General features: G+C 55.8%; 1 protein-coding gene and 1 pseudogene. One reads left to right on the forward strand and one right to left on the reverse strand.

What is annotated here, in order from left to right; all coding sequences use genetic code 11:
- A partial coding sequence (locus RN01_RS32680) for a cytochrome c (RefSeq protein ID WP_197067591.1) occupies positions 1–333 on the forward strand: 333 nt, incomplete at its 5' end.
- A 488-nt stretch (positions 334–821) separates the two neighbouring features.
- Here RN01_RS32680 and RN01_RS31425 read toward each other — a convergent pair.
- A pseudogene (locus RN01_RS31425) lies at positions 822–1,001 on the reverse strand (copper-binding protein); the annotation flags it as partial.
- Positions 1,002–1,099: the final 98 nt, after the last annotated feature.

Below are 1,099 nucleotides of genomic sequence, written 5' to 3' on the forward strand. Positions count from 1 at the left end.
CTGGATCAGAGCAGGGTCGATCCCAAGCACGCCTTTGTAGTGATCAAACACGGCTTGAAGATGACCGGCATGCCAGCATGGGGCGATGATCACGACGACGAGACAATCTGGGATCTCGTCGCGTTTCTCCAGAAGCTTCCCGCCTTGACGTCCACTCAGTACCGGAACTTGTTCGATCGGTCGTCTAGCGACAACGATGAGTATTTCGGTGGTGAGTTCGCGGGGCCCGGTGAGGCGGGCTCCCGTCAGCCCGCGGCGCAGGCATCCGCCCCATCAGGAACAGCGAATAAGAGAAGCTCCGCAGAGAAGGTCCATGACTCAGGGCAACATTGATTGTTTCGCACGCACTCCCACAAGTACCTGCTGGGGAAACCGAAAAAAGTGGCATTCTGAAGAACTCGGTCCACAGATGAGGCTGACGCAATCATTGGCATAATCGGCATATGAAATCGCCCGCGATGCCCGCGTACGATAGGGATTCCAAGGCTGCCGTGTCTATTTTCGTCTCTTTATCTTCTTATTACGCTTGCGCGTTGTGTTGCTGGGGTTGCGCGTTCGCGAGGCGGCACCATACCGGCGCATCACATACCAGGCGAAGAGTCCAAGCATAGCCAAGATGGCGGCCAACGCGAAGAGGACGACAACCGCAACGTCATGTGGCAACTCTAAAGGGGGGCGGTGCACGACAGTATTTAATTGAGTTTTGGCCGATCGGGAACTCTGTGCAATGGCAACCCGAATCGAATAGCTAGATATTAACGGGCCATGCCAGATGGAAGTGCACGGCCGGTGGAAGCAACCGTGCGCCTTGGGTTGGAAGGCTACTTGCGCTGCATGTCGACAACAGTCGCTGTACCGTCCACCTTGTCGAAGGTCACCGACACCGCGTCACCCACTTTGAATTTTGTAAGCCAGCTGCGATCTTTGACCGGAAACGCCATCGTCATTCCGGGCATACCCAGATTCTCGATTGGACCGTGCTTAAGCGTAACTTTCCCCGCTTGCGTGACCTTGCCCCTGTTCCACGAATCCCATAACCGAGGGAATTAGGCAGCCCGGTGTTGCTGAGCTGCGGACCAGTTTTTCTCGAACGTCATGG

Source organism: Cupriavidus sp. SHE, assembly GCF_000812445.1.
In the GTDB taxonomy this organism is placed as follows: Bacteria; Pseudomonadota; Gammaproteobacteria; order Burkholderiales; family Burkholderiaceae; genus Cupriavidus; species Cupriavidus metallidurans.